The organism is Nonomuraea sp. CX421 (assembly GCF_059358955.1).
Genome location: NZ_JCADBK010000020.1, coordinates 101,570 through 126,145, shown reverse-complemented (window position 1 = coordinate 126,145; position 24,576 = coordinate 101,570). Strand labels below are relative to the sequence as shown.

Genomic DNA, 24,576 nt, shown 5'->3' with positions numbered 1-24,576 from the left:
CTAACGCCACAGATGTACCGGAACGCCGGTCAGCGCGTTCTCCCGGTACTCGCGGACGAGGCGGTTCCGGTCGCCGTCCAGACGGGCCAGCGCCTCACGCTGCCAGACCGCCCCGGTACGGCGCAGCCGGGTCCGCTCCTCGATCACGCCGAGCGCCTTGTCCACCTCGTCCGGCACCACCCCAGCCGCCAGCAGCGCGGCCCGCGCCTCCGGCAGCAGCTTCAGCACCAGGTCGGGGGCCTCGAACTCGCCGTCCATGCCCGGCCAGGAGAGCTTGGCGTCCAGTCCGTGCATGGCCGCGCGGTAGAAGTTCTGGTACGTCTCGGCGAACCGGTAACCGGTCAGGTCACGCTCGGCCTGCGCCAGGGTCAGCCCGAGCAGGAACGCCGTGTTGGCCGTCATGTCGGCGCAGGAGGGCCCGGCGGGCAGGGCGCGCATCTCGACCCGCAGGTGGCCGCCGTCGGCCGGGTCGTAGACGGGCCGGTTCCACTGCCACACCGTGCCCTGGTGCAACCTCAGCTCGGGCACGTCCAGCGGGCCGGCGTCGTCCGTCAGGTCGGGCAGGATGGGGTCGTAGTCGCGGACGTACCTCTCGAACAACTCGTAGGCGCCCTCGCGCACCCAGTCGGACCCGAACGTCACCCGCCCGTCCTTGCGGTAGCGCCGCTCGACGTCGCGGTCGTCGGCCGCCTCCTCCATCAGCGCGATCCGCGTCTCCTCCCACAACTGCCTGCCGAGGAAGTACGGCGAGTTGCCGCAGACGGCCAGCACCGGCCCGGTGGCGAGCTGCGCGGCGTTGAACAACCGGGCGAACCGGTCGGGCGGGGTGCGGATGTGCACCTGCCAGGAGGTGTTGGCCGCCTCCAGGATGACGTCCTCGACCGACAGCTCCAGATCCTCGATCCTGACCAGGAACGGTTCGAGTCGCAGCCGCCTGACCCCTCTGCTCATCGCCCGGTACCGGTTCTGGTCGCTGATCGCCTCCCGGGTGAAATCCTCGGTGTCGAGCGTCGGCAGGATGCCGATGGGCAGCGCGCCGCCCTGGTCCTCCAGCCGCCCGACCGCGGCGTCGACCTTGGTCACCGTCTCCTGGATCTCCGCGCCGAGCCGCTCGAACGGCCGCCCGGCCAGCGGCACCGGGGTCAGGTTGACCTCCAGGTTGAACCGGCCCAGCTCCAGCACCACGCGCGGGTCGTCGAGCGACTCGCGCACCTCCTCGTTGCGGGGCAGCGGCCGCCCCTTGCCGTCCACCAGGAACAGCTCCAGCTCCGCCCCGATGGTGGTGGGTCCCTCGCCGAACCCGGGCTGGTCCAGCAACTCGCGCAACGCGCCCAACTGCTCGTCGAGCCGCTCCCCGAAGCGGGCATATTCCGTCTCGGAGAAGCGCTCCTTGTCCAAATCTCGTCCCATGCCCCCCTTACTGTCCGGCGAGGGAGGCTCCACACCTCACCAGCGCACGGGACCCTCGTCCTGCAGGAAGGCGCCGGTCGGGCCGTCGGCCCCCAGCGTGGCGAGCCGCACCGCGATCGCCGCGCCCTGCTCGGCGGTGCGGTAGCCGTTGTGGTCGGTCATGTCGGTGGCGCAGTAGCCGGGATCCGCGGCGTTGACCTTGATCGGGGTGTCCCGCAACTCGTTGGCGTAGACCACGGTGACCATGTTCAGCGCGGTCTTGGAGGAGTTGTAGGCCAGGTAGTCCTGCCCGTAGAACCGGCTGTCCGGATCGAGGGAGTCGGCCAGCGACGCGAGCCCGCTCGACAGGTTGACGATCCGGGCCGCCGGCGCCCGGCGCAGCAACGGCAGCAACGTGTCGGTCACGGTCACCACGCCGAACACGTTGATCTCGTACACCTCCCTCAGCGCGTCCGCCCGGCTGACGCCGTCGGGTTCGTCCACCCGGCCCATGATCCCGGCGTTGTTCACCAGGATGTCGAGCGCGCCGTACTCCCGCTCGATCCACTTCGCGGCGGCCCGCACGCTCGTCTCGTCGGTCACGTCCAGCCGCACGTACGGCTGGCCGAGGCGCTCGGCGGCGGCCCGCCCGCGCTCCTCGTCGCGCGCTCCCACGATGGCGGTGACGCCGTGCTCGCCGAGCAGCCGCGCGATCTCAAAACCGATTCCCCTGTTGGCGCCCGTGATGAGGGCTGTCGTCGTCATGGCCCCCACCTTCGCGCCGTACGCGGGAGCGCGGGAGAGACCTGCCGAGGCTGGGACCGGCGGTACCACCCACGGGTCCGTCCCGTTGCCCAGGATGGAGGCATGAACCGTGACGAACTCGCCGAATTCCTGCGTTCCCGGCGTCACCGGATCACGCCGCGGCACGTCGGCCTGCCCGCGGGCGAGCGCCGGCGCACCCCCGGGCTGCGCAGGCAGGAGGTCGCCCAGCTCGCCGGCATCTCGGTCGACTACTACATCCGGCTGGAACAGGGCAGGGGCCCGCACCCGTCCAGGCAGGTGCTCAACGCGCTGGCCAGGGCGCTCCTGCTCTACCAGGACGAGCGCACCCACCTGTTCCACCTGGCCGGCCAGGCCACCGACCCGTCCGCCCGCCGGAGCGACGTGCCCGACGGCATCCTGCACCTGATCTCCTTCCTGGAGGAGGTGCCCGCCTACGTGCTCGACGCCAGGTACGACATCCTGGCCTGGAATCCGCTGGCCGCCGCCCTCCTGGGCGACCTCGAGAACCGGCCGCCCAGCGACCGCAACGTCATCCGCTGGGTGTTCGCCGCCCCCGACATCGCCGAGATCCTCGACGACGTGGAGAAGGGGGCCTTCGCCCGCGCCTCGGTGGCCGACCTGCGGGTGGCGTCGGGCTGCTACCCCGACGACCCGGAGATCCAGGCGCTGGTCGCGGAGATGCTCGCGCTCAGCCCGGAGTTCGCCGACGTGTGGGCGCGGCACGAGGTGTGCGTCCGCAGGCAGCAGCGCAAGCGCGTCACTCACCCCGTGGTCGGGCCCGTCGACGCGATCTGCCAGGTGCTGCCGGTGCCCGACCGCGACGACCTCCGCCTCGTCCTCTACACCGCCGAGCCGGGCTCGGCCTCCCACCAGGCCTTGCGCGACCTGCGGCGACAGACTCTAAGCTCGTGAGATGCGAGCTGTTGCCTTTGACCTCTTCGGTGGGGAGCTCGACCTGCGCGAGCTGCCCGACCCGTCCCCCTCGCCGCACGGGGCGGTGATCCGGGTCGAGGCCACCGGCCTGTGCCGCAGCGACTGGCACGGCTGGCAGGGGCACGACCCCGCCGTCCGCGTCCTGCCGCACGTTCCCGGCCACGAGCTGGCCGGTGTCGTGGAGGCGGTCGGCTCCGGCGTGCGCGGCTGGCTGCCCGGCGCCCGGGTGACCGTGCCATTCGTGTGCGCCTGCGGCTCCTGCGCGGCGTGCGCGGCCGGCGAGCAGCAGGTGTGCGAACGCCAGACGCAGCCCGGCTTCACCCACTGGGGCTCCTACGCCGAGTTCGTGGCCGTCGACCACGCCGACGTCAACCTCATCCCGGTGCCCGAGGAGATGTCCTACGTCACCGCGGCGAGCCTGGGCTGCCGCTTCGCCACCGCCTTCCGCGCCGTGGCGCAGGTCGGTGAGGTCCGGCCGGGCGAGTGGGTGGCCGTGCACGGCTGCGGCGGGGTCGGCCTGTCCGCCGTCATGATCGCCTCGGCGGCCGGGGCGCGGGTGGTGGCCGTCGACATCAGCACCGACGCGCTCCGCCTGGCCGAGCAGGCCGGCGCCACCCACTTCGTCGACGGCTCGGCCGGTGACGCGGGCGCCCAGGTACGCGAGCTGACCAGGGGCGGGGCGCACGTGTCGATCGACGCGCTGGGCAGCCCGCGGACGTGCGCGGCCTCCGTCGAGAGCCTGCGCCGCCGGGGCCGGCACGTCCAGGTGGGGCTGCTGCCCGACGACGTGACGCCGATCCCGATGAGCCGGGTCATCGGCCAGGAGCTGCGGCTGCTCGGCAGCCACGGGATGGCCGCGCACGCCTACCCGCCGATGCTGGAGATGATCAGGGCCGGGCTGCTCCACCCAGAGGAGCTGGTCACCCGGACGATCGGCCTGGCCGACGCGGGCAAGGCGCTGGCCTCGATCGGCTCGGTGCCGGGGGTCACGATGATCACGCCCGGCGCCCCTCTCTGACCGGCCCGCTCCCGGCGGGCGCCCGCGGTCAGTCCTCGATCCGCACCCTGAGCGTGTTGAGCACGACGGCCAGCATGTCGTAGTGGGCCACCAGCATCACCAGCTCGATCCGGCCGGGCTCGTCATAGCGCTCGCACAGGGCCGCCCAGGTGGCGTCGGAGAGGTCTCCGCCGGTGTGCAGCTCGTCGGCCACCCGCAGGACGAGGCGGTCGGCCGGCTCCCAGGTGGCGCCGGCCTGCCGTACGGACTCGATCTCCTGGTCGGACAGGCCCGCCTCGCGGGCGATCCGGACGTGCTGGGCCCACTCGTAGGCGCTGCCGCGGTGGTGGGCGGTGCGCAGGATGGCCAGCTCGCGGTCGCGGGCGGGCAGCGTGCCGTACAGGAGGGCGCCGCCGAAGCGGAGCCAGGCCCGGTAGAGCGTGGGGTGGCGGGCCAGCGTGGTGAAGACGTTGAGGGGGTTGGCCTTCTGGAAGTCGTCCCACTGCTCCGGCGGCAGGGGCTGCACACGCGGTCTCATGGTCGTTAGCATCCCCCATATGAGCGGTCGCTTGGTAGGGAGACGGGTGCTGGTCGTCGGTGCGGGCACCCGGCCCTCGGACGAGCCGGACCCTCCGGTGGGCAACGGGCGGGCCATCGCGATGACCGCGGCCCGCGAGGGCGCGGAGGTCGTCTGCGCGGACGTGGACGAGCCCTCGGCGGCCGAGACCGCGAGCCGGATCAGGCACGAGGGCGGGACGGCCGAGGTGCTCACCGTGGACCTGGCCGATCCCGCGCAGTGCGAGGCGCTACCCGGCCGGGCCGGGCGGATCGACGGGATCGTGCTCAACGCGGGCATCGGCGCCGGGTTCACGCTGGCCGGGACGAGCGCCGGGGAGTGGGACGAGGTCTTCGCGGTCAACCTGCGCGCCCACTTCCTGGTCTGCAAGGCCGCGCTGCCGCTGCTCGGGCCGGACTCCTCGATCGTCCTCATCGGCTCGGTGGCGGGGCTGCGGCCGGGCAGCCTGATCCCGGCGTACGAGGCGTCCAAGGCCGGGCTCGTCGGGCTGGCCAGGAACGTCGCGCTGGAGGGCGCGGGGCGGGGCGTCCGGGCGAACCTGGTGGCGCCGGGGCTGGTCGACACGCCGCTCGGGCGGGAGGCGAGCCGGCACTGGGAGCACCGCAAGCGGGTGCGGGTGCCGATGGGCCGCCAGGGCACAGCCTGGGAAATCGCCAACGTCGTGATATTCCTGCTTTCTGGGCATGCTTCCTACGTGACGGGGCAGGTTCTGGCCGTGGACGGCGGCCTCACACTGCTGTGAAGCGTCAGGACCGACAAGGATTTGCTGGCTGACCATAGGACAACCGTGATCCGAACTCTGCTCGCTGAGGACATGCATCTGGTGCGCGGGGCAATCGTGGCTTTGCTGGCGTACGAGGAGGACATCGAGGTCGTCGCCGAAGTCGATCGCGGTGATCGCATCGTCGCCACCGCCTGTGCCGTCCAGCCGGACGTCGCGGTGATCGACGTCGGGTTACCCGGCAAGGACGGCTTGGTGGCCGCGGGTGAGCTGCACGAGAAGCTGCCCGCCTGCGGGGTCCTGATCCTCACCGGCGTCGGCACGCCGGGGCTGCTGCGGCGGGCGCTCGACGCGCACGTACGGGGCTTCATGGCCAAGGACGCGCCGCCCAGCCAGCTGGCCGACGCGATCCGCAGGGTCTCCGCCGGAGAGCGGGTCATCGACTCGGAGATCGCCATCGCCGCGATGACCCCGCCCGACGCGCCGCTGACGGCGCGCGAGCTGGACGTGATCGGCGCCGCCGCCGAAGGGGCGTCCGTGTCCGAGATCGCCGCCTCGCTGTTCCTGTCCAAGGGAACGGTCCGAAACTACCTTCATCGCAGTACGGCCAAGCTCGGCGCGCGCAGCCGCATCGACGCGATCCGCATCGCCCGCGAGTCGGGCTGGATCTGAACCGCCCGGCACCGGCCCACGACGCTTCGGTCAGTCCGTCGTCAGGCCGGTGCGGTCGGCCACGAAGGCCAGGATGTCGGCGGCGAGCGTGACGGACCGGCTGGCCGCGCGGGCGCCGTGCCCGACGTCGGGCTCGTGCCGCAGCAGGATCGGCCGGTCCCCCGAGGTGGCCCGCTGCAGGGCGGCGCACATCTTGCGAGCGTGCATCGGATCGACCCTGGAGTCCGCTCCCGAGACGGTGAACAGCGTCGCCGGGTAGTCCACCCCGTCGCGGACGTGGTGGTAGGGCGAGTAGCCGAGCAGCCAGGGCAACTGCCTGGGGTCGTCGGCGGAGCCGTACTCGGCCGTCCAGGAGGCGCCCAGACCGGACCGTTCGTAACGGACCATGTCGAGCAGCCCCGCCGAGCAGACCACCGCGGCGAACAGGCCGGGCCGCTGGGTCATGGCCGCTCCCACGAGCAGACCGCCGTTGGACTCGCCCCAGACGGCCAGCCGGTCGGGCGTCGTCCACCCGTCGGCGACGAGCCTCTCCGCGGCGGCGATGAAGTCGTCGAAGACGTTCTGCTTGCGGTCCAGCATGCCGTCGCGGTGCCAGGACTCCCCCTCCTCGCCGCCGCCGCGCAGGCCGGCGATCGCCAGCACACCGCCGGCCTCCACCCAGGCGCGGGAGTCGGCGGCGTACCCGGGCGTCAGCGGCACGCCGAACCCACCGTAACCGGTCAGGATCGCCGGCCGGGGCCCTTCTCGCCCGGGGAGCGCGGAGACGACCATGCGCACGAGGGTGCCGTCGGCGGAGCGGTACTCCACGTGCCGGCTCTCCACTCCCCGCAGCGGCACGTGGCCGGGCGGCCCGGCCCACCTGACGGCCCGCTCCGCCCGCGCGTCGTAGTGCCACACCTCGGCGGGGGTGACGGCGTCGGTGTAACCGAACCACGCCTCGTGGCCGCCGCCCGGCCGCGACGTCAGCGAGGTGACGGTCCCACTGCCGGGCAGAGGTACGGTGGCCAGCCGCGTCCCGCTGACGGCGTCGTGGACGCCGATCTCGCTGACCGCGTGGCGGGTCCGGGAGACCAGGAGCCGGTCGCCGTCGAGGACGGTGAAGGCGCCGAGCACCGCCTCGGGATCCTCGGGGATCAGCTCCTTCCAGGCGTCGGGGGCCGCCGGGTCGGCCACGCACAGCCGGCGCCGGGGCGCCCCCTGGTCGGTCAGCAGGTAGACGCGCCCGTCGTGGCCGACGGCCGCCGCCGTGTTGGCCTCCAGCCCTTCCTGTACGACGCGCAGCTCGGGCCGCAGCGCGGAGCAGGTGGACAGGTCGGCCAGCCAGACGTCGTTCCCGGCCCGGGTGCCCGCGGAGATCGTCAGCCAGCGGCCGGCGGCGTCGATCAGCAGCCCGTACGGCACCGCGCCGCGGCTGAAGACCTGGACGTCGTCCGGCTCGCCGAGGCGGTGCAGGTAGATCCCCTGACGGAAGCGGACGTAGAGGAACCCCTCCTCGCCGGGCAGCCAGGCGACCGGGGAGTAGCGGCAGCCGCCCACCGGGCCGTCGACCACCTGGCCGGTGCCGAGGTCCATGACGTACAGGTCGGCCTGCTCGTCGCCGCGCCTGGACAGCTGGTAGGCGAGCCGCCTGCCGTCCAGGTCGGGCTGCCAGTCGTCGAGCGTGGTGAGGCCGCTGGGATCCAGCCGCATCGGATCGAGGATCACCTCGTCGTCGAGGCAGAGCACCGGATGCTCCTGACCGGCGGACTGGGACAGCCGGAAGTGGCGCTCCCCCCGCCACACCGGCGGGGTGACCAGCCCCGTGGCGGCCAGCTCGGTCAGGCGGGCGGCGAACCGCTCGCGCAGCGGGAGCCCGGCGGCCTGGTCACGCCAGAGCCGGTCCTGGGCGGCCTGCCAGTCCCGGGTCTCGGGATCGTCAGGGTCCTCCAGCCAGCGGTAGGGATCTCGGACGGGGTGGCCGTGCAGGTTCTCGACGAGAGGCAGTCGCCTTGCCGCTGGATATCTCATGTCACGGGCTCCGGTTGCCAGTGGCCGACCAGGTCGGCGTACAGGGATGAGGTGCGTACGAGTTCGTCGTGGGTGCCGGCCTGGACCCGACCGCCGTCCATGAGCAGGACGCGGCCGGCCCGCCGGGCCGAGGTGATCCGGTGGGCGACGACGACGAGCGTGCCGCCACGGGTGGCGAAGGCGTGCTCGACCCGTGCCTCGGCGGCGGGATCGAGGTGGCAGGTGGCCTCGTCCAGGATGGCCAGCCGGGCGGGTGACAGGTAGGCGCGCACCAGCGCGATGAGCTGCCGCTGTCCCGCCGACAGCGCGCCCGGGTCGAGAGGGGCGTCGTACCCGCCCACGGCCGCCACCAGCTCGGCCGCTCCGAGGGCGCGCACCGCCGCCTCGAGCTCGGCCGGCCCGGGCCCCGCCCCGTCCGGCCGGTCACCGCCTTCCTCGCAGCCGCCGTCCTCACGGCCGCCGTCCTCACGGCCACCCTCCTCACGGCCGTCCGGCGAGGCGCGGAGGTAGGCGAGGTTCTCGCGCAGGGTGCCGCGGAAGACGTACGCCTCCTGGGGGATGAGCACCCGGGCGGCGTGCTCGGCCTGGTCCGCGGGGACGCCGCCGACCAGCACCTGACCCGCGTCCGGGCGGAGCAACCCGCTGATCAGGGCCGCCAGCGTGGACTTCCCGGCGCCGCTCGGCCCGACGACGGCCAGGTGCTCGCCCTCGGGAACGCTCAGCGAGAGGCCGTCGACGACCGGGGCGGAGTGGGGGCCGTACGCGAACGTGACCTCGCGGAGCCGCACCTCGGCCGACGCGGGCCGGCGGCGGACCCCGCGCGGGGGTGGCGGCGGGGCGGCGGTGATCCGATCCAGGGTGGCGGCGAGCTGGACGCCGCTGACCCCGAGGCCGTGCACCAGCCCGCCGAGGGCCGGGGCCAGCGACTGGGTGACATAGGCGAGCGCGCCGACGACCACCCCGGCGCCGGCGCCGCCGCTCAGCAGCCAGGGCGTCCCGGCGAGCACGAGCAGCACGGGCAGCCAGCCGCCGACGCCCAGCGCGGCGGTGCGAACGGCGGTCGCCCTGGCCAGGGCCCGCGCGGCGGACGCCTGGCCGTCGACGTGGGCGGCCATCCGGGCGCCCTGGCGATCCTCCGCGCCGCACGCGACGATGTCACGCAGCCCGCCGGCCATCGCGGTCATCGCCTCGGCGAGCCGCTCGTCGGCGAGCAGGAACTCCCGCTGCCGCCGGGCCAGGAGCGGCAGGGACGCCAGGAACAGGACCAGCCCGGCCGCGAACGGCGGCAGCACCAGCGCCGCGGCCCCCGGCGCCAGCGTGAGCAGGCCGAGGACCACGCTCACCACGGTGAACGCGAAGCCGCGCACGGTGGTGACGACGGCCGCGAAGGCGTCCCTGGCCAGCTCGACCTGGAGCCCGGCGCGGGTGACGGCGGCGCTGTCCTGCCGCGCGCCGGGCGCGGCGGCGGCGCGGCGGACGGCGCCGCCGACGACGTGGGTGAGCAGGTCGTCGCGGAACGGCTCCGCCACGGCCGCCACCGCGAGGACGATCTGGCGGGCGGCCACCGCGGCCACCACCCAGGCCGCGCCGAGCGCCGTCAGCCAGGCCAGTCCGACCTCCGGCCGGCCCGCGGCGAAGCCGTCCTCGATGGCCCGGGCGACCGCGAGGCCGATGAGGAAGGCGGGCGCCGCCTCCAGCACCGACCAGAGACAGATCCGGACCAGCTGACGCGGCTCGCGGCGCAGCGCGCGCCAGAGCAGTGCCCTCATGGCTCCTCCCCCTGGAAGTCCACCCGCGAGCCGCCCTGGAAGCCGCCTTGGAGGTCGTGCGCGAGGTCGCCCTGGAAGACCGCCCGATAGGCCGGGTCGCGCCACAGCTCGCGGTGCGGTCCCCGGCCGCGTACGGTGCCGTCCTCCAGCCAGACGACCTGGTCGGCACGGGCGGCCGTGGCGAGGCGGTGCGCGACGACCAGCCGGGTGCGGCCGCCGGGCCCGTCGGAGAGCGCGCGGCCGACCTCGCGTTCGGTCACGGTGTCGAGGCTGGAGGTGGCGTCGTCGAGGACCAGCAGCCGCTCCCCCTGAGCGAAGGCCCGGGCCAGGCCGAGCCGCTGGCGTTCGCCACCGGACAGGGGCGCGTCCGCGGTCCGCGTGGCGTACCCGTGCGGCAGCCGCCTGACGAACCCGTCGGCGCGGGCCGCCCCCGCCGCCACCGCCACGGCGTCCAGTTCGGCGGCCGGACGCACGACATCGCCACCTGCCCGCGATGCCACGTCGGCGGCGTCGCCGCTCGCGGGCGGCGCGTCGTCCGGGAGCCCGCGGCCGAGGGCTATGGCGTCGGCGATCGTGTCGCCGACCAGGACCGGGCGTTCGAAGGCACAGCCGACGGCGCGCCTGAGCTCTGGGCGGGCCAGTTCGGGCAGCGGCACCCCGTCGAGCAGGACCGTGCCGCCGTCGGGGTCGGCCAGCCGGGCGGCGAGCGCCGCGAGCAGCGACTTGCCCGACCCTGACCGGCCGACCACGGCCGTGAGCGAGCCGCCGGGGATGACCAGTCGCGGCACGGTCAGGCCGGCGGCCGTCACGTCACGGAACTCCACGGTGCCCGCCCCGGACGGCATCGCCCGGCTTCCGTGGCGGGTGCGGGGCACGGCGAGCACCTCGGCCATCCGACCGGCCGCGGCCCGCGCCCTGGCCAGGCCGCCGATGGGACCGAGCGCGCCGCTCAGGGCGGCGCCGAGCACCGCGTACCTGGCGGACGCGTACAACTCGCCCACCGTGAGGTCGCCCGCGGCCAGCATGAAGCCGCCGACCGCCAGCACGGCCACCTCCACCAGCGGCACCACGAGCCCGGCGCGCACTCCCGCCGTCGCGTTGGCGCGCCACAGCAGCAGGCCGTGCCGCCGCAGCCGGGGCAGCGGCCGCAGGACGCGGCGCGCCTCCAGCTCCTCGGTCCCGGCGGCGGCGATCGTACGCGCTCCGCCGAGCGCCTCGACGAGGCCGGCGGCCAGCTCGCCCTGCGCCTTCTGGTAACCGCCCGCGATCGTGGTGGTGGCGCGCAGGAAGGTGTTCAGCACGAGCAGGATGAGGACGATCCCGGCGAGCAGGGTCAGGGTGAGCACGGGCGCGATGAGGGTCAGCGCCACCAGCGCGCCGACGGTGGGCACCAGGAGCGCGAGCGCCCCGGTCACCGACTCGGGAGCCCTGCCGACCTCCTCGGCGTTCAGCCCGGCGCGGGTGACGAGCTCGCCCTCGGGAAAGCGACGGGTGGCGGCGGGCCCGGCGCCGAGCAGGTGGCGCAGCATTCCCAGGCGCAGCCGGGCGGCGGCGCGGGCTCCGCTCACGCCGCCGGCCCACACGCCGAGGCTCTCGCAGAGCACCACGCAGGTGACGATCGCGGCGCAGCCGGCCAGCCACTCCACGGCCGCGGGGTCGGTGGCGAGGAACGCGTCGACGGTCCGGCCCGCCACGTACGGCAGGGCCAGTTCGGCGGCCGCGCCCCCGACGGCCGTGACCGCCAGGATCGCGGTCCACGGCCCGTTCCGCCGTACCGCGCTCATGACCAGCCGGTCTCCGGCGAGCACCCCGGGCCTCCTCGCGTCAAGTCCGAAGATCCCCGCGCCGGCCTTCTCGGTCGGCGCGGGGATCGGTCTCACTGATCAGTGGCAGAGCGCGACACTGAGGTTGCTGGGCTTGCCGGAGTGACATCCGAGAACCGTGAGCGTGCTGCCGCCGCTGGCGACGTCGCTGCTCGCCGGGGTCTCGAGCCCCTGCAGGTCGAGAAGGACCATGGTGTTACACCTCCTTCCGGGACTCGTGGGTGACAGGCCGCACCACTGGCGCGGCCTCCAGGAACGGCAGGTGTCCCGGGTTGTCGCCCAGTACCGTGTTCAGGGCGAAGAGGACACCTGCCGAACCAGTCGCGAAATCCATGGACAGCCGCAGCAGCTGGTCGCCCGGAAAGGCCAGGCCACCCCCGTACGGCAGTGCGTGCCAGCGCAGGCCCTTGACGTGCGCCTCCAGCACCTGGGCGGTGTCCGGCTGCGGTGGCACGCCGGCGAGCGCGGCGATGATGCCGGCGCGGCCGGTGAACAGGCCCGGCTGGACGAAGAAGCCGGAGCGGGCCGCCTTGAGCAGGTCCGCGAGCGCGGTGGCGAGCTCCGGGTCGTCGCGGTGGGCCAGGTAGCGGGCGAGCACCAGCGCGATGCCGGCCGAGCCCTCGTCCACGTACGGCAGCAGCCGCCAGCCCTGGTTCACCTGGAGCGAACCGTCCTCGGCCGCCCGGCACCTGCGCAGATCCTGCCGGAGCGCGACCTCCGCCAGGTCGAGCAGCGACGGGTCGCCGGTGTGCTCGTAGGCGTGCAGGAACAGCAGGGCGGGGCCGCTGGAGCCGTACATGAGCCCGGCTCGCGGGTTGAGGCCGCCGCTGACCTCGGGCACGTCGTCGGGACCGCCGAGCCGGTCGGCGCAGATGTCGACCGCACGCAGGCCGGCCTTGGTCAGCTCGGGCTCGCCGAGGTACAGCAGGTTCAGCCCGATCCCGGCCAGCCCGGAGTGGAGCGCCGACTCCAGCCCGTCCCACTTCTCGCGCAGGCAGATGTCCACCAGGTCGAGCGCGTCCTCGCGGTATCCGAGCCGGTCGAGGACGTAGGCGATGCCGTGCAGCCCGTCGTACAGTCCGAGGCCCGATCCCTGGATCGGGCGCAGTGCCCGCTCGCGCAGCCAGCCGTCGTACTCGGGGAAGCGTCCGGCCCCGCTGACCGCCAGCGCGTACAGGACGCCGGCCGCGCCGTGGGCGAGGTTGAGGCCGCCGCCGGGGCGGAACTGCGCCACGTCGCCGGGGAACAGCCGGTCGTCGCGATCGGGGGTCGCGGCGGCCGTGATGGCCCGGCGGAGCGCGTCGCGCAGCGGCGGCCAGGGCGCGGAGCCGGGCATCGGGAGGTCCGGCGCCTCGGCCCGGTCGCGGCCCATGATGGTGGCCGCAGCCGTCAGCGCCATGTCCCGGGTGCCCGGAAACGTCTCGGCGACCAGCTCGCCGAGCTGCGCGACCTTCGGAGGGGACAGCGGCAGCATGATCGTGCACTGCGGCGCGAACAGGCCCAGCCGCAGGCAGGCCATCGCGTACCTGTCGACGTCGGCCCCCTGCCGGTCGGGTGGCGCGACGAACGCCGGGTGGGCCAGGGCCGCCCGTCCCCCGTCGCCGGCCAGGGTGGCGACCTCGTAGTCGATGAGCACCACGCGCCCGCTCTCGGTCAGCAGGATGTTGTCCGGGTGCAGGTCGCCGAAGACGACGCCGCGCTCGTGCAGCGCCTCGATGGCCGCCTCCACCTGGTCCAGCGTGTCGAGCGCCCAGCGGGTGTAGGCGGCCAGGTCGTCGGCGTCGCAGGTCGCGCGGGTGAGCGGGTAGCGGTGCACCAGGCGCCGCTGCAGCGGGGTGCCGTCGACGAACTCCTGGACGAGGAAGTGGTGCTCGCCGACGGTGAAGTGGTCGCGCAGCTCGGGTGCCGCGCCGAGACCGGCCAGGCGTTCCAGGACGTCGCGCTCGTGCGTCAGCCGGGTCACCGCGTCCCGGCCGAGGGCGTCGAGGCCGGCGTGCGGCCTGGCCTCCTTCAGCACCACCTGGTCGCCGGTGGGCAGGTGCCGGGCGAGATAGACGCCTCCGCCGTTGGAGAAGTGCAGCACCGTGTCGATCTCGTACGGCAGCTCGCTCATGGTGACGGCGTTGCGGGCGGCCAGGTGCGGCTTGAGGAACTCCGGCAAGGTCGTCCACGGCGGCACGGAGAAGGTGGCGCCGCGCACGTCGGGGACGAGCCGGCCGGCGCCGTCCTCGACGGCCAGCACGCGCTCGCCGCCGCCGGACAGGCAGTGCCGTTCGGCGAAGCCGCCGTACCTCACGAAAAGCGGTCCCTCGCCGTAGCGCAGGTCGCTCAGGATGTAGGGGCCCCGGACGTCGCGCAGTAGTTCGTGCAGTTCCTTCAGGACGAGTTCGAGCTGCGCCTCGTCCCTCGGGTAGATGGTGATCAGCTTGCCGCTGGAGGCGCGCGAGGCGGCCTTGGAATTGACCATGACCAGGACCGCCGGGCCACGCAGGAACTTGAAAGCGATCTTCCGGGGAACGCAGTAGTCGTAGACGGCCGCTATCGCCTTCTCGGCGTCGTCGAGCCGGGCCGACACGTGAATCTTCCACCCTTGCGCGGGCATCGGCGGCTGCCCTTGGGGGGCGTAGTAGCACCAGGTGTCAGTGACCTCGGAGGACCAGTCGCCGGGCGCCGGCCTGCGCAGAATGGGAAAGCCGGCGTCGTCGGCCGTGCTGTGCTCAAGCGTGTCGTAGAAATGACGATCCGCGAGGCAGTACAGCTCATACTGATCCATCACGCGCCTTCCCGATGAGGTCCACACGAGAAGAATGACGGCGCGCCGATATTTCGTCTAGTAACACAGAACAGCATTGCGGCGTGCCGAACACACTGCCCTATGTGCGTTTCTCATAAATGCTTTTGTTAGGCAGTCACTATTGATTTCTCGGAATGTGCACCGTGAATAAGAAACGCCCGCCGCGTAAGGACGTGGTCTCCAGCCGGCCACCGAGCACCGTGACCCGTTCGGTCAGGTTGATCAGCCCCTGCCCGCCGTCCTTTGGCCGGCGCCGCTGAAGGACGCCGTCGTTGCTGATCGACAGGCTCACCAGGCCGTCCTGTTCGAGCAGCTGGATCACGCACTCGCGGGCGGTGGCGTGCCGCAGCACGTTGGTCACGCCCTCGCGCAGCGTGTGGGTGAGCGCCTCGGCCACCTCACGCGGCAGGTCGCGGCACGACACCCGCATCTGGCAGCGGATCCCCACCGATTCCAGCAGGGCCCGCGCCGAGCTCAGCTCGATCTCCAGCGAGGAGCGCTGCTCGCCGTGCGCGACGGCACGCACGTCGGAGGCCAGGGCGCGCAGCAGCGTCAGCGTCTCGTCCACCACCTGCCCCGCCTTCTCGTCGCCCTCGTGTACGAGCCGCTGGATGAGCTGAGCCTTCAGCACGAGGACGGTGAGCCGATGACCCACCAGGTCGTGCAGGTCCCTGGTGAAGCGGCGGCGTTCGATGACCACCGCCCGGTGGATCACGTCACTGCGCGTGGCCGACAGCCGGTCGGCCTGCACGGCCAGGCCGACCAGGGCGAACTCCACCAGGCCCAGCAGCGGGGCGGCGACGGCCCAGCCGGCGTGGGTCAGCGCCTCGGGCGGAGCCGCGAGGAGCACCGGCCCGCAGGCCATGGCCAGGGCCGCCACGGCGAAGGACCGGACCTGCTGCGCGACCAGCAGCAGGGCCCCGCACAGCAGCCCCGACACGGGGATCCAGGCCGCCCCGACGACCGGTAACGGCAGGTATGTCAGCCCCGCCTGGGCGGCGACCAGCCACCACCCGACGCCCTTGCGGGCCAGTATGAGCAGCACGAACCGGGCGTGCACCGCCAGGAGAACGAGCAGGACCGCCGAGCCCATGACGGCGTGCCCCGAGTCCGCCAGCCCCCGGTGCACCGGCACCGTCAGCGCCGGCACCCCGGCCATCAGGCCGAGCCCGCCCAGCGTCAGCGGAGAGGAGGAGAGCATGGCCACGGAACGTGATCCGCGCGCGAACCAGCTATCTGTTCCGTTCACTCGTCCCCCGAAATGAAGTCGTCACCGGACCCGTCGCATCGCGAAAGCGGAACGCCCGTCTCACTCCTCCAATCGACCCGATTGCCCTGTCCATGTAAAGCGCATTGCCGACTTTCGACGCGGCCTCGTTACCACAATCTGGAACATTTCAGGACATATAGTTGTCCCTATGGACTACATGCGATTGGGCGCCAGCGGACTGAAAGTTTCTCGCGTCTGTCTCGGGATGATGAGCTACGGCGATCCGGCCAAGCAGGAATGGGCGCTGCCCGAGGAGCGGGCCAAGCCGATCGTCCGCCGGGCGGTCGAGGCGGGCGTGACCTTCTTCGACACCGCCGACATCTACAGCGACGGCCAGAGCGAGGTCGTGACCGGCAACCTGCTCCGCGAGCTCTTCCCCCGGCGTGAGGACTACGTGCTGGCCACGAAGGTCTACTTCCCGATGGGCAGGGGCCGCAACGATCGCGGCCTGTCACGCAAGCACATCCTCGCCGCCATCGACGACTCCCTGCACCGCCTCGGCACCGACTACGTGGACCTCTACCAGATCCACCGGTGGGACGACGAGACGCCGATCGAGGAGACCATGGAGGCGCTGCACGACGTGGTCAAGGCGGGCAAGGCCCGCTATCTGGGCGCCTCCTCGATGTGGGCGTGGCAGTTCGCCAAGGCGCAGCGGGTCGCCGGCGAGCACGGCTGGACGAGGTTCACGTCCATGCAGCCGCACTACAACCTGCTCTACCGCGAGGAGGAGCGCGAGATGCTCCCGCTCTGCGCCGACCAGGGCGTGGGCGTCATCCCGTGGAGCCCGCTGGCGCGCGGCGTCCTGGCCCGCGCAGGAACGACCGAAACCACCACCCGGACGGGTTCCGACCCCCGCATCGACTACCTGTACGAGGCGGACAACGACCGGCTCGTCCTGGACCGGGTCGCGCAGGTGGCGCGGGAGCGCGACCTGCCCGCCGCCCAGATCGCGCTGGCCTGGGTGATGGCGCAGCCGGGGATCACGGCGCCGATCGTGGGCGCCACGCGTGACGGCCACGTCGACGACGCGGTGGCCGCCGTGGGCGTGTCGCTCTCGGAGAAGGAGCTGGCCTTCCTCGCGGAGCCGTACCGGCCGCGTGAGGTCCGTTTCTGATCACGTACGGTCTGAGGTGAAGTGTCGGTGCCGCCTTCTAAGCTGTGCGCATGGCACGTGCAAACGAGGAGGCGGCGGCGGCGCTCCAGGAGTACGCGGAGCTGTTCGCGCTGACCGGAGGCGACGCGTTCCGCGTGCGCAGTTATCAGAAGGCCGCCAAGGCGATCGCCGGCTTCCCCGAGGACATCTCGGCGACCGACGTGCGCGCCGTGCCGGGCGTCGGCGAGGCGATCGCGAAGAAGATGGAGGAGTTCCTCCAGCGCGGGAGCTTCCGCCAGCTCGACGACCTGCGCGGACGGGTGCCCGAGGGGGTGCGACGGCTGACGCGCGTGCCGACACTGGGGCCCAAGACCGCGATCATGCTGTTCGACGACTACGGCATCGACTCACCGGCGGCGCTGGGCGAGGCCATCACGGCCGGGCGGCTCGACGGGGTCAAGGGGCTCGGCCCCAAGACCCTGGCCAACCTGCTGAAGGGCGTCCAGCAGCTGGAGCAGTCGGGCCGGCGAGTGCACATCGGCGTCGCGATGTCGCTGGCCGAGCAGGTGATGGCGTCGCTGTCGGCCGAGCGCGTCGCCTACGCCGGGTCGCTGCGCCGGATGAAGGACACGATCGGCGACGTCGACATCCTGGCCGTGGCGCCCGAGTCGATCATGGAGGAGTTCCGCGCGCGGCCCTATGTCACGGAGGTCATCGCGGCGGGCGACAAGAAGACGTCGGTGCGCACCACCTCGGGGGTCCAGGTCGACCTGCGCGTGGTGCCCGCCGCGTCGTGGGGCGCCGCGATGCAATACTTCACCGGCTCCAAGGAGCACAACGTCGCGATCCGCGAGATCGCGGTCAAGAAGGGCTGGAAGCTCTCCGAATACGGCCTGTTCGAGGGCGAGCGGGTGATCGCCTCGGAGTCCGAGGAGGAGATCTACGCGGCGCTCGGCATGCAGTACGTCCCGCCGCCGATGCGCGAGGACGGCGGCGAGGTGCGCGCGGCGCTCCGCGGCGAATTGCCCGAGCCGGTCCGGCTCGACGACCTGCGCGGCGACCTGCACACGCACACCGACCTGACCGACGGCATCGCCTCGCTGGAGGACATGGTGGCGGCCGCCTCCGCCCGCGGCTACTCCTACTACGCGGTGACCGACCACGCCCCCGACCTGACCATGCAGCGCATGACCCTCGACAAGGCGCTGGCGCAGCGTGAGCGCATCGCGAAGCTCCAGAGCTCCTATCCCGGCATGCGCCTGCTGCACGGCACCGAGCTCAACATCGCGCCCGACGGCTCGGTCGACTGGCCGGCCGAGGTGCTGCGCGGCTTCGACGTCTGCGTGGCCTCGGTCCACTCCCACTTCGGCATGCCGCGCGACGAGATGACCCGCCGCTTCATCACGGCCTGCGAAAATCCCTACGTCGACATCATCGGCCACCCCACCACCCGCAAGATCGGCAAGCGGGAGCCGGTCGACGCCGACTGGGACGCCGTCTTCCGCGCCGCGGCCCGCACGGGCACGGCCATGGAGATCGACTCCTATCCCGACCGGTCCGACCTGCCGTCCGACCTGGTCCGGCTGGCCAAGCACCACGGGGTCAGATTCTCCATCGACAGCGACTCCCACGCGATCCCGCACCTGGCCCACCAGCGGTTCGGCGTCGGCGTGGCCCAGCGCGCCTGGCTGACCACCGACGACGTGATCAACACCTGGCCGCTGGAGCGTCTCCAGGCCTTCCTCCGGCCCTGACCTGCCTCCCTTCGGACCTCGTCCGAGGTGTTTCGACACGCCGCATAGGCCGTGCTCCCATGGTGCCTCGGAAGTGGGTGCTTCACGGTGCCGCAGAAGTGGGTGCTTCCGCGGTGCCGCGGAGGTGGGTGGGCGTTCCGGCCGACCGCGATTGCCCGGGGTCTGGTGATGTTCGCCTTCGGCCTTGTTGCGGGCGCGGGGGTACTTGGCACGGTCTTAAGTCGGCCGGAACGCCCACCCACCTCCGCTCTACGGCGCCCCACCGTCCTGTCGCCCCGCCGCAGAGCGGGCCGGGCCTCGTCGCCTTCCTCCTCGCCGACGCTGAAGCGCCCGATCCCGTACGTCGCGGTCGGCCGCCGTAGGCTGAAGCCTGCACTTTCCGACACAGCGCGGGCCGGGCGCCGTAGCCGTGGCGGAGCGCCTGAACGGCCTCCCGGTACACATGAAGGACAACAGGCGCATCCATCTTCGGGTGCAAAGGATCGGTGAGGTGGGTGCCGTGACCTGCTACCGCCAGCCGCGTACGGCTTGAGGAAACACGAGCAACTGAACACGATTGGATTCCTCGCCCGGCTGGAGACAGGAAACTAGCTGGTGAGGTGTTCGAGTAGGGCGAACCGCTGGGCGAACGCGGACAGCTCCTCGCGCTGCTGGTCTGGTTCGGTGGCAGTGGCACCTATGACGATGCGGGTCACACCTTGGGCGGCGAGGTCCTCGACCTGGTCGACAGTCATGTCGATCGAGCCCCAACGCGTGTACTCCAGAGTGTCCGGGCTGCGACCGGCTTCGACGGCGGTCGATCGAGCGAGGTCCATCTGGGTGGCGCGCTCGTTCGGATCGAGCGCGCCACCCGGGAAGTAACCGTCGCCGCGTCGTCCGGCGCGGCGCGCGGCCGCCCGGCTCGATCCGCCGATGTGGATCGGCAGGTGGGTGACCCCGTGGGGCTTTGGGAATTGGCACAGGTCGTCAAAGGTGAAGAACTCCCCGGCGAAGCTGACGCCGTCTTCGCCGCCGGCCCAGAGCAGCCGCATCACGTCGATCGCCTCGTCGGCCCGACGGCCCCGGGTGCTGAAATCGACCCCCACTGCCCGGGCCTCACCAGGCAGGGTGCCGAGCCCCACGGTCAGTAACCGCATCCGCCCCTTGGACAGCACGTCGATGGTCGCCAGACGCTTGGCGAGAACAACCGGATGGTGATACGGCAGTAGCAGCACGCCTGTCCCGAGCAGGATCCGTCGGGTAGCCGCGGCGACGAAGCTCAGGCAATCGAGCGGGTCGAAGTACGGTAACGACGGCGGGAGCTCAAAGCGACCGGCCATCGCACCGGGATACAGCGCGATGTGCTCGGGCAGATACAGCGACTCGAAGCCGCAATCCTCGGCATGCTGAGCGTAGGCCACGATCTTGTCAGGGTCGACACCGTAGTAGGGCGTGCTGTAGCTGACTGCGAACTTCATCGTCATTCCTCCGGTTAGTCAGCCGATGTGATGGATGGGCGGTCGCTGGTCTGCTCAGCCGGTGCTACGGAGGCATCGTGCCCCCGCCATGCGTCCGCGGCCTTCCCACCCGCCTGTCGCAGGCACCTTAGAACCTTGTCACCGGCGTCAGGGCAACCTGCGCCCAGTGCCATCGCCACGCCTCTGGACGATCACGTGATGCCTTCGCGGGGACGGCCTCGCGGGCGGGGCCGGCCGCCGGTGCTGACCCCGGCCGAAGCGGTGGTCGTGGCAGTGGCGCAGGTGCTGCTGCGGTGTGATGACGAACGCCGCTGGATGCGGATGGCGGCCGACCGGATCGGGCACCTGTTCCCCAGACTGCCTTCCCAGTCGCAGTACAACCGGCAACTGCGTGATCTGGGGCCGGCCATGTCGGCGGCGGCGTTGTGGCCGACCCGCCAGGTCCCGACCTGGCACGAACCTTTGCGACTGATGGACGGCACCCCGATCCGCTGCGGCGCCTCGCGGGTGACGTCAACAGATCGCACCTGGGTGAGATCGCCGGATACGGCATGGACAAGTCCCACCACGCCTTCTACTGGGGTGCCAAGCTGATGCTGATCACCACCGCTGATGGCGCGGTGACCGGCTTCAGCCTCGCCCACCCCAAAGAGCTCGATGAACGCAAGCAGGCCCTGCACCTGCTGCACGTCCACCAGATAGCCGACGGGCCATGCCCGATCGTGTGCGACAAGGGATTCGCCGGAGCCGGCATCGAGAAGGCCGCTGCGGATCTGGGTCATCTCCTGATCCGGCCGGCCCGCGAAGACGAGCCTGCACGCGCCCTGCCCTTTCCCGGCTGGCTACGCCAGCGCATCGAGGCGATCATCTGGACCCTGAAGAACCAGCTCGGCCTCGAACGCCACAACGCCCGCCACCCAGACGGCCTCTGGGCACGCATCAGCCAACGCATCCTCGCCCTCAACGCCGCAATCTGGCACAACTGGAACACCGGCGCACCCGTGAAACGGTCCCTGACCGCTTACGACCACTAACCCAAATTCGCATCAGCGATCCAGGCCGATAGGACCGCGCCCTGTTTCAGTCCATCGGCCGCCTTTGACGCATGGCATGTCCCTCCGCAGGTGTCCGGCGCCACCGATCTTTGATCGCGTGCCATCGAACCTTGGCTGACGCGACTTTGTGTCATAGAAGATGATCCTCTGGCCTGCTAGCCTTTTGGAGGCCGTGCGAGAGAACGAGGAGGTGGTACCCGTGAACGTATTTACGTGGGTGCTCTCCTCTAGGGTCACGGTCGGGCGGTAGGTCGTCGTCCGGGAGCGCCGTTCTGAGCTCTCCGAAAGGCACGACCATGCACTTCATTTCTGAACAGCGTCTCGATGACGGCGTCCTCGAGCGCGAATTTACCCTCGGCGAGATCCCCGGCTTTCTGTGGATGCCCGCATCTGCATCCGCGCCCGAACCGCTGCCGCTGATCCTGCTCGGCCACCCTCCCCTTGGGCTGCGCAGGATGTACCCCCGGCTGGTGGCCCGAGCCCAGCATTCCGCAGCAGAGGGTTTCGCCACGGCCACCATCGAGCTCCCCGGAAGCGGCGACCGGCCCCGATTGGCCGCCATCCACCAGGCCGGCGCCGACCTGCGCCGGGCGCTGGAGGCTGGCGGGCCGGTCACCGACGAGATCGTCGACGCCCTCATCCTCCCGCTGGTCGAGAAGGCAGTTCCGGAATGGCAGGCCGCCCTGGACGCCCTCCTTGCGCTGCCCGAGCTCGGCGGCCCGGTCGGATACTCGGGGGGAGTGATCTCCATCGGTGTCCGGCTGGCGGTGGTCGAGCCGCGCATCGTGGCCGCCGGTCTGTTCGCCGGGAGTTTCGTGCCTCGCGCCATGTTCGAAGAGGCCCGCCAGGTCACCATTCCGCTGCACGTCCTCCTGCAGTGGGACGACGAAGGGAACGACCGGCAGGCGGCCCTGGACCTGTTCGACGCCTTCGGCTCCAAGGAGAAGACCCTGGAGGCCAATATGGGCGGGCACACCGGCGTCCCGCAGTTCGCGGGAGACGCCGCGGCCCAGTTCTTCAATCGGCATCTGAAGTAGTCGCTGTCCGCGCCCTGTCCGCCCCGACCGGCTGGTATCGGCCGTTCGGGGCGGCGTTCGGCCGCCAGCGATGCGCTAGTGACCGGTGTCCGTTGCCAGCGAAGACGGCCCGATGTCAGTTCGTTGACCTGGAAGGGCCCGTTGAGTGGCACAACGAACCGAACGGCTCGGCAACCAACCATCGCACCCGATAAGGGCGGGGCCTGATTTGATGACACAGGGCCGACCTGCTTGGCAGCGGACAACCGGGGTTGTTACCGATCAAGCTTCGGTGACACAGGCTCACGGTTCGATGGCACAGGACAGCAGGCCTACCACTGGCCGCATTAGGCGAGAGCACCGTTCCGCTTACCCGCCCCAGCACAACCTCGCCCGCAAACCCCACAGCTGCCAAAGTGCGGTCACTTCTCGCGAACATCGATCATGCTTCCGACCGCCAAGTGCGGTCAAAACTCACGAGCAAGTGCGGTCAGTTCCCACGAACAAAACCACATGCCGTGTGCGCCTTCAGACACTGTGGGCTCGGGAGCCGTGCGCTCACGGGGAGGCGAAGGTTCAGACGTGCCGGCGGCGGCCAAGTGCCGGCTGGTCACCTCGCGGAGGTGGGCGATCAGGCTTTGCCTAGAGCGTGGCAGAGTCAGGCGCTCGGCCGCGGCTGCGGCGCCCAGCCCGCACTGTGCCGGCAAGTGACGGCTTCAGCTACGGCGAGCAGGCCAAGGGCCGGAAGCGGGCGCTTCAGCATCGGCGGGAAGGAAGGCGACGAGCCCCGACCGTTCTGCGGCGGGCAGACAGGACGGCGGGGGCAGTGAAGCGGAGGCGGGTGGGCGTTCCGGCCGACTTAAGACCGTGCCAAGTACCCCCGCGCCCGCAACAACGCCGAAGGCGAAAAACACCAGACCCCGGGCAATCGCGGTCGGCCGGAACGCCCACCCGCCTCCGCGGCCACCCAGACCAACCCAGACCTGCGGCCACTCAGGTCAACCCGGCCGTGTGGGCCCAGGTCAACCCGGCCGTGTGGGCCCAGGTCAACCCGGCTGCGTGGGCCCAGGTCAACCCCGGCCGTGTGGGCCCAGGTCAACCCGGCCGTGTGGGCACCTCGGCTTGCGGGACACCCGTACAAGCACGAGGCGTCGATGGGTATGGCGTTGGGTCCTGGAAAGTCCAGCGTCCCGAGCGTGAGGATGGTCTCGTCGTAAGGGATGACCCAACCCCGGTTCTGCCTACAGCCGAGGAGGTGCGACCCGGTCAAATCTGGGCATGTCCCTTCGGGAGCGAGCGCTCGACTACACACGGTAACGATTAAATGGTTTACCAGTAGGAAATAAGGATTAAGGAGGTGACGTCAATGAAGCAAGCTCTGGCGACGATCGTCAAACCCCTGCCGGACCACCTGTTCACCCTGCGCGAGGGCAACGCGGAGATGCGCTGGGAGGCCATGGCCGGCGAGGGCTACCACACCCCCAACGACCGGTTCTTCGTCCGCAACCACACTTCCACCCCTCTCATCGACGCCGCCACCTGGCGGCTGCGAGTGCACGGGCCGGGGGTGCGGCACTCCCGTACGTACGACTACCGGCAGTTGCTGGCCATGCCCTCCCGGACCATCGACACGGCGATCGAGTGCGCCGGCAACGGGCGGCGGTTCTACGACGTCCAGCAGCACGATCCCATCCCCGGCATCCAGTGGGGCCTCGGCGGCATCGGGGTGGCGCGATGGCGCGGGGTGCCGCTCGGCCATCTGCTCGAACACGCCGGGCTGCGGCCCGACGCCGTGGACGTGGTGCCGCGCGGGCTCGACGCGCCGTTCGAGGACCACGGGCACGTACGCCGGCCGCTGCCCGTCGCCAAGGCCGTGGACGACGTGCTCGTCGCCTACGAGATGAACGGTGTGCCGCTTCCACCCGACCATGGATTTCCGGCGCGCCTGGTGGTGCCGGGATGGGTGGGAATCGCGTCCATCAAATGGCTGGGCGACATGGAAGTGACCACCGAAGAAGCCTCCACGCCATGGAACACCGTCTTTTACCCGGACGTCACGACCCAGCCGGTACGGAGCGCTTTCGAAATCGCCTGGAATGCGACGATCACCATCGGCGGTCCGCACATCCTGCACGGCAGATCATGGTCCGGCAACGGGCGGATCGTCCGGGTCGAGGTCAGCTTCGACGGCGGGCTCACCTGGCAGCAGGCCGAGCACCACGGCCACCACCTGGTCGGCGCCTGGTTGCCGTGGCACATTGGATGGGCCCCGCAGCGGCCCGGGCCGCACGTGCTCATGGCGCGGGCCACCGACGAGTCCGGCGCGACGCAGCCTCTGATCACGCCACGGCAAGCTTTCGGTTATAACTTCGACGCAGTCGTGCGGCATCCCGTGCAGGTTGTCCATGGATAGGGAATTGTCACCGATCCGGGGTGAGCTGCACGTTCGCGAATAGGGTG

Annotated in this window: 18 protein-coding genes and 1 pseudogene; 9 read left to right on the top strand and 10 right to left on the bottom strand. The window is 71.5% G+C overall.

The features are described from left to right. Both AC5L3X_RS29160 and AC5L3X_RS29155 read right to left on the bottom strand, forming a co-directional pair. A complete protein-coding gene (locus tag AC5L3X_RS29160; RefSeq protein WP_494861163.1) occupies positions 1 to 1,410 on the bottom strand; it encodes a glutamate-cysteine ligase family protein in 1,410 nt (469 codons plus the stop codon). Positions 1,411 to 1,446: 36 nt separating this feature from the next. Next, positions 1,447 to 2,154, bottom strand: a complete 708-nt coding sequence (locus AC5L3X_RS29155) for an SDR family oxidoreductase (RefSeq protein WP_494861161.1) — start codon at positions 2,152 to 2,154, stop codon at positions 1,447 to 1,449. Between the two features lie 102 nt (positions 2,155 to 2,256). Here AC5L3X_RS29155 and AC5L3X_RS29150 point away from each other — a divergent pair, with 102 nt between their 5' ends. Further along, positions 2,257 to 3,087 carry a helix-turn-helix transcriptional regulator gene (locus tag AC5L3X_RS29150; protein WP_494861159.1) on the top strand — a complete coding sequence of 277 codons (831 nt, stop codon included), beginning with the start codon at positions 2,257 to 2,259 and terminating at the stop codon, positions 3,085 to 3,087. A 1-nt stretch (position 3,088) separates the two neighbouring features. After that, positions 3,089 to 4,126 carry a zinc-dependent alcohol dehydrogenase family protein gene (locus AC5L3X_RS29145; protein WP_494861157.1) on the top strand — a complete coding sequence of 346 codons (1,038 nt, stop codon included), beginning with the start codon at positions 3,089 to 3,091 and terminating at the stop codon, positions 4,124 to 4,126. Between the two features lie 28 nt (positions 4,127 to 4,154). Here AC5L3X_RS29145 and AC5L3X_RS29140 read toward each other — a convergent pair whose 3' ends face one another. Continuing rightward, positions 4,155 to 4,643: a carboxymuconolactone decarboxylase family protein gene (locus AC5L3X_RS29140; RefSeq protein WP_494861155.1), complete on the bottom strand. Its 489-nt coding sequence runs from the start codon at positions 4,641 to 4,643 to the stop codon at positions 4,155 to 4,157. 19 nt (positions 4,644 to 4,662) lie between these two features. Between AC5L3X_RS29140 and AC5L3X_RS29135 the strand changes: the two genes are divergently transcribed. Further along, entirely contained in the window at positions 4,663 to 5,424 is a 762-nt protein-coding gene (locus tag AC5L3X_RS29135; RefSeq protein WP_494861153.1) for an SDR family NAD(P)-dependent oxidoreductase, read from the top strand. 45 nt (positions 5,425 to 5,469) lie between these two features. Further along, the gene (locus AC5L3X_RS29130) at positions 5,470 to 6,075 is read left to right on the top strand and encodes a response regulator transcription factor (protein WP_189127053.1); all 606 of its coding nucleotides are present in this window, start codon (positions 5,470 to 5,472) and stop codon (positions 6,073 to 6,075) included. Positions 6,076 to 6,105: 30 nt separating this feature from the next. Here AC5L3X_RS29130 and AC5L3X_RS29125 read toward each other — a convergent pair whose 3' ends face one another. The 6 genes from AC5L3X_RS29125 to AC5L3X_RS29100 form a co-directional block, all read right to left on the bottom strand. Then, positions 6,106 to 8,082, bottom strand: a complete 1,977-nt coding sequence (locus AC5L3X_RS29125) for a prolyl oligopeptidase family serine peptidase (RefSeq protein WP_494861150.1) — start codon at positions 8,080 to 8,082, stop codon at positions 6,106 to 6,108. Next, complete coding sequence (locus AC5L3X_RS29120) at positions 8,079 to 9,851, bottom strand: ATP-binding cassette domain-containing protein (protein WP_494861148.1); 1,773 nt, start codon at positions 9,849 to 9,851, stop codon at positions 8,079 to 8,081. The genes AC5L3X_RS29125 and AC5L3X_RS29120 overlap by 4 nt, the downstream gene beginning before the upstream one ends. Beyond that, positions 9,848 to 11,659, bottom strand: a complete 1,812-nt coding sequence (locus tag AC5L3X_RS29115; protein WP_494861146.1) for an ABC transporter ATP-binding protein — start codon at positions 11,657 to 11,659, stop codon at positions 9,848 to 9,850. The genes AC5L3X_RS29120 and AC5L3X_RS29115 overlap by 4 nt, the downstream gene beginning before the upstream one ends. Positions 11,660 to 11,734: 75 nt before the next feature. Beyond that, positions 11,735 to 11,866, bottom strand: a complete 132-nt coding sequence (locus tag AC5L3X_RS29110) for a SapB/AmfS family lanthipeptide (RefSeq protein WP_189127049.1) — start codon at positions 11,864 to 11,866, stop codon at positions 11,735 to 11,737. 4 nt (positions 11,867 to 11,870) lie between these two features. Beyond that, positions 11,871 to 14,447 carry a class III lanthionine synthetase LanKC gene (lanKC, locus tag AC5L3X_RS29105; RefSeq protein ID WP_494861144.1) on the bottom strand — a complete coding sequence of 859 codons (2,577 nt, stop codon included), beginning with the start codon at positions 14,445 to 14,447 and terminating at the stop codon, positions 11,871 to 11,873. Positions 14,448 to 14,586: 139 nt separating this feature from the next. Then, complete coding sequence (locus AC5L3X_RS29100) at positions 14,587 to 15,669, bottom strand: sensor histidine kinase (protein ID WP_494861142.1); 1,083 nt, start codon at positions 15,667 to 15,669, stop codon at positions 14,587 to 14,589. 217 nt (positions 15,670 to 15,886) lie between these two features. Here AC5L3X_RS29100 and AC5L3X_RS29095 point away from each other — a divergent pair, with 217 nt between their 5' ends. Beyond that, a complete protein-coding gene (locus tag AC5L3X_RS29095) occupies positions 15,887 to 16,855 on the top strand; it encodes an aldo/keto reductase (RefSeq protein ID WP_494861140.1) in 969 nt (322 codons plus the stop codon). Between the two features lie 50 nt (positions 16,856 to 16,905). Next, a complete protein-coding gene (polX, locus tag AC5L3X_RS29090; protein ID WP_494861138.1) occupies positions 16,906 to 18,588 on the top strand; it encodes a DNA polymerase/3'-5' exonuclease PolX in 1,683 nt (560 codons plus the stop codon). 587 nt (positions 18,589 to 19,175) lie between these two features. Here polX and AC5L3X_RS29085 read toward each other — a convergent pair. Beyond that, complete coding sequence (locus AC5L3X_RS29085; protein ID WP_494861136.1) at positions 19,176 to 20,045, bottom strand: TIGR03619 family F420-dependent LLM class oxidoreductase; 870 nt, start codon at positions 20,043 to 20,045, stop codon at positions 19,176 to 19,178. 198 nt (positions 20,046 to 20,243) lie between these two features. Here AC5L3X_RS29085 and AC5L3X_RS29080 point away from each other — a divergent pair. From AC5L3X_RS29080 to AC5L3X_RS29070, 3 genes and pseudogenes are all read left to right on the top strand, one after another. Continuing rightward, a pseudogene (locus AC5L3X_RS29080) lies at positions 20,244 to 21,079 on the top strand (transposase). Positions 21,080 to 21,396: 317 nt separating this feature from the next. Continuing rightward, entirely contained in the window at positions 21,397 to 22,137 is a 741-nt protein-coding gene (locus AC5L3X_RS29075; protein ID WP_494861134.1) for an alpha/beta hydrolase, read from the top strand. Positions 22,138 to 23,482: 1,345 nt separating this feature from the next. After that, complete coding sequence (locus AC5L3X_RS29070) at positions 23,483 to 24,529, top strand: sulfite oxidase (RefSeq protein WP_494861132.1); 1,047 nt, start codon at positions 23,483 to 23,485, stop codon at positions 24,527 to 24,529. Positions 24,530 to 24,576 lie beyond the last annotated feature (47 nt).

Bases quoted from the DNA above. Each gene is read 5' to 3' on its own strand.
- AC5L3X_RS29160 (WP_494861163.1), bottom strand. From the start codon at position 1,410: ATGGGACGAGATTTGGACAAGGAGCGCTTCTCCGAGACGGAATATGCC.
- AC5L3X_RS29155 (WP_494861161.1), bottom strand. From the start codon at position 2,154: ATGACGACGACAGCCCTCATCACGGGCGCCAACAGGGGAATCGGTTTT.
- AC5L3X_RS29150 (WP_494861159.1), top strand. From the start codon at position 2,257: ATGAACCGTGACGAACTCGCCGAATTCCTGCGTTCCCGGCGTCACCGG.
- AC5L3X_RS29145 (WP_494861157.1), top strand. From the start codon at position 3,089: ATGCGAGCTGTTGCCTTTGACCTCTTCGGTGGGGAGCTCGACCTGCGC.
- AC5L3X_RS29140 (WP_494861155.1), bottom strand. From the start codon at position 4,643: ATGAGACCGCGTGTGCAGCCCCTGCCGCCGGAGCAGTGGGACGACTTC.
- AC5L3X_RS29135 (WP_494861153.1), top strand. From the start codon at position 4,663: ATGAGCGGTCGCTTGGTAGGGAGACGGGTGCTGGTCGTCGGTGCGGGC.
- AC5L3X_RS29125 (WP_494861150.1), bottom strand. From the start codon at position 8,082: ATGAGATATCCAGCGGCAAGGCGACTGCCTCTCGTCGAGAACCTGCAC.
- AC5L3X_RS29120 (WP_494861148.1), bottom strand. From the start codon at position 9,851: ATGAGGGCACTGCTCTGGCGCGCGCTGCGCCGCGAGCCGCGTCAGCTG.
- AC5L3X_RS29110 (WP_189127049.1), bottom strand. From the start codon at position 11,866: ATGGTCCTTCTCGACCTGCAGGGGCTCGAGACCCCGGCGAGCAGCGAC.
- lanKC (WP_494861144.1), bottom strand. From the start codon at position 14,447: ATGGATCAGTATGAGCTGTACTGCCTCGCGGATCGTCATTTCTACGAC.
- AC5L3X_RS29100 (WP_494861142.1), bottom strand. From the start codon at position 15,669: ATGCTCTCCTCCTCTCCGCTGACGCTGGGCGGGCTCGGCCTGATGGCC.
- AC5L3X_RS29095 (WP_494861140.1), top strand. From the start codon at position 15,887: ATGGACTACATGCGATTGGGCGCCAGCGGACTGAAAGTTTCTCGCGTC.
- polX (WP_494861138.1), top strand. From the start codon at position 16,906: ATGGCACGTGCAAACGAGGAGGCGGCGGCGGCGCTCCAGGAGTACGCG.
- AC5L3X_RS29085 (WP_494861136.1), bottom strand. From the start codon at position 20,045: ATGAAGTTCGCAGTCAGCTACAGCACGCCCTACTACGGTGTCGACCCT.
- AC5L3X_RS29075 (WP_494861134.1), top strand. From the start codon at position 21,397: ATGCACTTCATTTCTGAACAGCGTCTCGATGACGGCGTCCTCGAGCGC.
- AC5L3X_RS29070 (WP_494861132.1), top strand. From the start codon at position 23,483: ATGAAGCAAGCTCTGGCGACGATCGTCAAACCCCTGCCGGACCACCTG.